Origin of the sequence: Aliiroseovarius sp., from assembly GCF_030148435.1 — a bacterium.
In the GTDB taxonomy this organism is placed as follows: Bacteria; Pseudomonadota; Alphaproteobacteria; order Rhodobacterales; family Rhodobacteraceae; genus JASBTN01.
Genome location: NZ_JASBTN010000019.1, coordinates 1 through 5,611 on the forward strand (window position 1 = coordinate 1; position 5,611 = coordinate 5,611).

Annotated in this window: 5 protein-coding genes; 4 read left to right on the forward strand and 1 reads right to left on the reverse strand. The window is 65.3% G+C overall.

The genetic code is table 11. The features are described from left to right. Positions 1–845: cytochrome P450 (locus Q1V43_RS03575; protein WP_300514007.1), on the reverse strand; the 845-nt coding region annotated here is incomplete at its 3' end. A gap of 58 nt (positions 846–903) precedes the next feature. Between Q1V43_RS03575 and Q1V43_RS03580 the strand changes: the two genes are divergently transcribed. The 4 genes from Q1V43_RS03580 to Q1V43_RS03595 form a co-directional block, all read left to right on the forward strand. Next, positions 904–2,613, forward strand: a complete 1,710-nt coding sequence (locus Q1V43_RS03580; protein WP_300514009.1) for an ATP-binding protein — start codon at positions 904–906, stop codon at positions 2,611–2,613. Further along, positions 2,610–3,836 carry a sigma-54 dependent transcriptional regulator gene (locus Q1V43_RS03585; RefSeq protein ID WP_300514011.1) on the forward strand — a complete coding sequence of 409 codons (1,227 nt, stop codon included), beginning with the start codon at positions 2,610–2,612 and terminating at the stop codon, positions 3,834–3,836. Before Q1V43_RS03580 ends, Q1V43_RS03585 begins: the two co-directional genes overlap by 4 nt. 236 nt (positions 3,837–4,072) lie before the next feature. Next, positions 4,073–5,086, forward strand: a complete 1,014-nt coding sequence (locus tag Q1V43_RS03590) for a DctP family TRAP transporter solute-binding subunit (protein ID WP_300514013.1) — start codon at positions 4,073–4,075, stop codon at positions 5,084–5,086. A 110-nt stretch (positions 5,087–5,196) separates the two neighbouring features. Further along, a partial coding sequence (locus Q1V43_RS03595) for a TRAP transporter small permease (protein ID WP_300514015.1) occupies positions 5,197–5,611 on the forward strand: 415 nt, incomplete at its 3' end.

A 5,611-nucleotide genomic window follows, 5' to 3' on the forward strand; every position in this document is an offset into this window, starting at 1 on the left:
CGGGTGAACATATGCAGAGGGGGATCGAGGCGCAGGGTCTCTTCGACCAGCGTTTCGGCGTTTTCTGCCGTGGGCCGGACCCCGGTCTCGAGCAGCAGTTTCACGGCATTGGCCAGGGCATGAACCGTGGCCTCGTGGCCCGCGTTCAGAAGCAGGATACAGGTGGTTATCAGCTCGTCGGTGGACAGGCGCGTGCCCTCTTCCTCGGCGCGGATCAGCCGGGTGATCAGGTCGTCACGCGGATCGGCGCGCCGGTCCTCCACATAGGCGCGCAGGAAGGCGACGAAAGCCTCGGTCGCGGCGATGGCGGCGTCCTCGCGCGCCCGGTCACGTCCGGCCTTATACATGCCGACCATGGCGTTGGACCAGGCCAGAAGCTGGTCCGCCATGCGCTCGGGTACGCCCAGAAGGCGGGCGATGATGATCACCGGAATGCGGGTGGCGAAGGCCGGCAGTAGGTCGAACTCCCCTTTCGGGAAGGCATCGATCAGCTCATGGGCCAGGGTCGCCACCTCGGGCGCCAGCCCGGCGATGCGGCGCGAGGTAAAGGCGCGCAGGACCAGGCTGCGCAGCCGGGTGTGACGTGGCGCTTCGAGCTCCAGCATCGAATGCGCCTCGACCGCGTAAAAGGGCGCCAGATGGGCAGGCACATCCCGGGGCGTGACCGGTTCGCGCCCGAAGCGCCGGTCGCGCAGGATACTGTTCACGGCGCCGAAGCTGGTGGCCATGGGCATGTCATAGTCGGTCCACCACACCAGATCGCCCGCCGACCGGGCGCGGGCGTAGAACGGGTAGGGGGCCTGAACGAAATCGGGCGCGGTCGGAGATTGGCTCAAACGGATCATCTGCGCAGGTTTCCCGAAGCTGCTTTCCATTGCAAGCGGGCATTCTTATGCTCGCCTCATGGTCAAGTCCTTGCGAAGCATATGGGTTCTGGCGTTCCTCGTCGCGGTCGCCCTGTTCAGCGCCGGGGTCTGGGGCGTGGCCTGGCGTTCGGCGCTGGGCACGCTGGCGGAGCGCGGGCGTACCGACCTGACACTGGCCTCGGACCGGCTGACCCGGCACCTGTTCCGCTACCGCGAACTGGCGGTGTTGCTGGCCGATCACCCGGATATGAAGGCGCTGCTGGACGGGCGTAGCGCCTCGGACGCGCGCGAGCTTCTGCGCGCGATGGCGGACCGCACCGGCGCGCTGGGGATCGAACTGGTGGACCGCTCAGGTCTGGTTCTGGCCAGCTCCCGCCCGGGTCGCGGGCGCCGCAGCCCCGACAGCACCCCCCTTCGCCGGGCCCTGAATGGCGCGCTGGGGGCGACCAACGGGGTCGAGACCGCGCCCTCGGGCCTGACGCGCCGCCTCTTCACCTTCGCCGCGCCGGTCTTTTCGGACAACGGCCCCGCCCGTGGCGCGGTGCTGGTCGAGGTCGACATCTGGCTGTTCGAGCAGAACTGGCCGACCACGGCCACCGCGACCTATTTTGTCAATGACGCGGGGCAGGTCTTTGTCACCAACCGTTCGGAGCTGACCCTGACCGACCGGTTCGGCGACGAGGGGTTCCCGGCCCATTCAATTCGCCGCTGGTTCGGGCAAGAGATCTGGCAGCTGGACGGCGGGCCCTACCTGCCGTCCCGGGCGCTGCACCTGTCGGAGGACATCCACGTGATCGACATGGTGGGCGAAACCCTGCTGGATACCGCCCCCGCCGTGCGCACGGCCACACTGCAGGCGGCGGTGGCGGCGGCGCTGTGCCTGGCCTTCGGCGCGGTGTTGCTGGTGCTGGCCGAAAGGCGCCGCGCCCTGTCCGAGCGGTTGGCGGTGGAGGCCGCGGCAAATGCCCGGCTGGAGGCGCGCGTGGCTGAACGCACCGCAGCCCTGTCCCAGGCCAATGAGGATCTGAAACGCACCCAGGCGGAACTGGTGCAGGCGGGCAAGTTGTCGGCTCTCGGGCAGATGTCAGCGGGGATTTCCCACGAACTGAACCAGCCCTTGATGGCGATCCGGTCCTTTGCCGAGAACGCGACCGCCTTTCTGGATCGCGACAGGCCGCAAAAGGCCGCACAGAACCTTGGCCGCATTTCGGAACTGGCCAACCGCATGGGGCGCATCATCAAGAACCTGCGGGCCTTTTCCCGCAATGAAAGCGAGCCCCTGGGCCGGGTCGATCTGGTGCAGGTGATCCACACGGCGGTCGAACTGACCGAGGCGCGGTTGCGCGTCGATGGGGTGGACCTGGACTGGACCCCGCCTGCCGCCTGTCACGTGCGCGCGGGCGAGGTGCGGCTGGTGCAGGTCATGGTGAACCTGATCAACAATGCAGCCGACGCCATGGCGGGGCAGGCGGAGAAACGGATCGAAATCAAGCTTCTGCACGGCAATCCCCTGTCCGTTACCGTGCGCGATACCGGACCCGGAATTGCCGATCCCGACAAGATATTCGAACCCTTCTACACCACCAAACAGGTAGGGGATGAAGGCATGGGGTTGGGCCTGTCGATCTCCTATGGTCTGGTGCAAAGCTTCGGCGGCCGGATTCGGGGCGCGAACACCGGGCGGGGCGCGGTCTTCACGGTGGAGCTGGAGCCATGGGCAGATGAGGTGGAGGAAGCGGCGCAATGAGCCAGAAAGTCCTGTTGGTTGATGACGATGCCATGGTGCGCGAGGCCCTCGGCCAGACGCTGGAACTGGCGGGGCTGGACCCGCTGACAGCGGGGTCTTTCATCGAGGCGAAGGATCATATCTCGCCCGAGTTCGACGGTGTGGTGCTGAGCGACATCCGCATGCCGGGCAAGGACGGGTTTGCCCTGCTGGAGCATGCGCAGGGGGTGGATGCGGAACTGCCGGTGATCCTGCTGACCGGCGAAGGCGATATCCCCATGGCGGTGCGCGGCATGTCGGCGGGCGCTTTCGATTTCCTTGAGAAACCCTGCGAACCGGACGATCTGGTCGCGGTGGTGGAACGCGCCCTGCGCACGCGGTCCCTGGTGCTGGAGAACCGCCACCTGAAGCTGCAGGCCGAACAGGGCGACGCGGCGGCGCGGCTGCTGTTTGGCGACAGCCGCCTGGCCGAAGAGCTGCGCGCGCGGGTGCGGGCGGTGGCACGCACCCAGGCCGAGGTGCTGATCTGTGGCGAGCCGGGCTCGGGGACCTCCAAGGTGGCCGAGGTGGTGCATCTTTTGTCCGGGGCGGCAATGCGGCCCTTCGTGAAACTGCCGGCCGCAGGGTTGACCGGCGAGGCCCTTTCGGACGGGTTTGACCGGGCGGAAGGGGGCACGATGTTCCTGGATGAGGTCGCCGCGCTGGACCCGGCGGCGCAGTTTTTGCTGCTTGACCTGTTGGACCGGCCCGGCGGGGCGCGGGTGGTGGCGGGCACCTACCAGGACCTGGACGCCCTGGCTCAGGGGGGCGGATTCAACCCGGACCTCTTCTACAAGCTCGACATCATGCGGGTGCGTATCCCGGCCATCCGCGAGCGCAAGGAAGACATCCCGATCCTGTTTCGTCACTACGTTGCCATTGCCTGCGAACAGGCTGCCCTGCCGCAACCCGAGATCACCCAGGACGTGCTGGCCCGTCTGATGGCGCAGGACTGGCCCGGCAATGCGCGCGCGCTGATGAACGCGGCGATGCGGTTTGCCATGGGGCTGGGGGAGGCCGACGAGGGCGACGGGCTGGGCCTGGCCGAGCAGCTGGCGCAGGTGGAACGCTCCCTGCTGATCGAGGCCCTCAGGCGGCACGGGGGCGCGGCGTCTGCGGCTGCGCGGGACCTGAAACTGCCGCGCAAGACGTTTTACGACAAGCTGGCGCGCCACGGGGTTCGGCCCGAAACCTATCGAAGCTGATCTGTGTGGTTTTCCGCACAGGCTCCATTTCCTGCTGTGTGAGATCCCGCCCACCGCAAATTTTTCTTCGGCGCGGGCCTATAAAAATTTCTCCCTAACCGTATGTAACTGTGCGTTATTTTATCATCTCACACTTTCGTGACGGTTTTTCTTGGCCGTTGCCCCTTGAAATGCCCAAATAGCTGCATCGCCCGCTTGGGGTGTATTTTCGAGGAAAGTCTGGGAGGACACACGACATGAAATTCCTGAACAAGGCACTGATGGGGGCTGCCACCGCCCTGGCCCTGTCCGTCACCGCCACCGCGGCCAGCGCGGCCTGCGAACCGGGCGAGATCGTCATCAAGTTCAGCCACGTCACCAATGCCGACAAGCACCCGAAGGGCATCGCCGCCTCGCTGTTGGCCGAACGCGTGAATGCCGAGATGGACGGCGTCGCCTGCATGGAGGTCTATCCGAACTCGACGCTGTACAACGACAACCAGGTGCTGGAAGCGATGCTGCAGGGCGACGTCCAGATGGCCGCGCCCTCGCTGTCGAAATTCGAAGCCTTCACCAAGCAGTTCCGCATTTTCGACCTGCCCTTCATGTTCAAGAACATGGACGCAGTTGACGCGTTCCAACAGTCGCCGACCGGTCAGGCGATGAAGGAATCGATGACCCGCCGTGGTCTCCTGGGTCTGGCCTTCTGGCACAACGGGTTGAAGCAGTTCTCGGCCAACAAGCCGCTTGAGCTGCCGTCTGACGCCGCCGGGCTGAAGTTCCGCGTGCAGACCTCGGACGTGCTGGTGGCGCAGATGGAAGCGATCGGCGCCTCGCCGCAGCCGATGGCCTTCTCGGAAGTCTATGGCGCGCTGCAGACCGGCGTGGTGGACGGGCAGGAAAACACCTGGTCGAACATCTATGGCAAGAAGTTCTTCGAAGTGCAGGACGGCGTGACCGAGACCAACCACGGCATCATCGACTACCTGCTCGTGACCAATGTGGACTGGTGGGAAGGCCTGCCGGCGGATGTGCGTGACCAGCTGTCGACCATCATCGCCGAAGTGACCGCCACCCGCAACGGCGAAGCTTTCGCCGTGAACGAAGCCGCCAAGCAATCGGTCATCGACGCCGGTGGCGTGGTGCGCCAGCTGACCGCTGATCAGCGTCAGGCCTGGGTTGACGCCATGAAACCGGTTTGGGCCCAGTTCGAGGGCGACGTGGGCGCCGACAATATCGCTGTTGCCCAGGAAATCAACGCCCAGAACTAAGGGTTTCCCGGTTCGGGGCCGGCGTTTGACCGGCCCCGGAATTTTCGAAAACTCCGGACAGAATTCCTTGGAGAATTCTGCACCTGTCGCCTCATGGAAAGGGGAAGACCATGAGCACCACCCACCACACCAAGGGTTTCGAGGAAACGGTCATCGCCGTGCTCCTTGGCCTGATGGTCATGATTACCTTCGTCAATGTCGTCCTGCGCTATGTCTTCAACACCTCGCTGATCTGGGGGCTTGAGGTCACGCTGATCCTGTTCGCCTGGCTTGTGCTGTTCGGCGTGAGTTACGGGGTCAAGGTAACAGCGCACCTGGGCGTCGATGCCGTCACCAACATGATGTCGCCGGGCGCGCGCAAGGTCGTTGCGCTGATCGCCGGTGCGCTCTGCATCGTCTATGCCTTCCTTCTGTTGAAAGGGGCCTGGGATTACTGGGCACCCTATGCGGCGCTGGACCGCACCTCGGGCCGCTGGTTCCCGACCGGGTTCGAGAAAACCCGCGATCAGGCCTGGTACATCACCG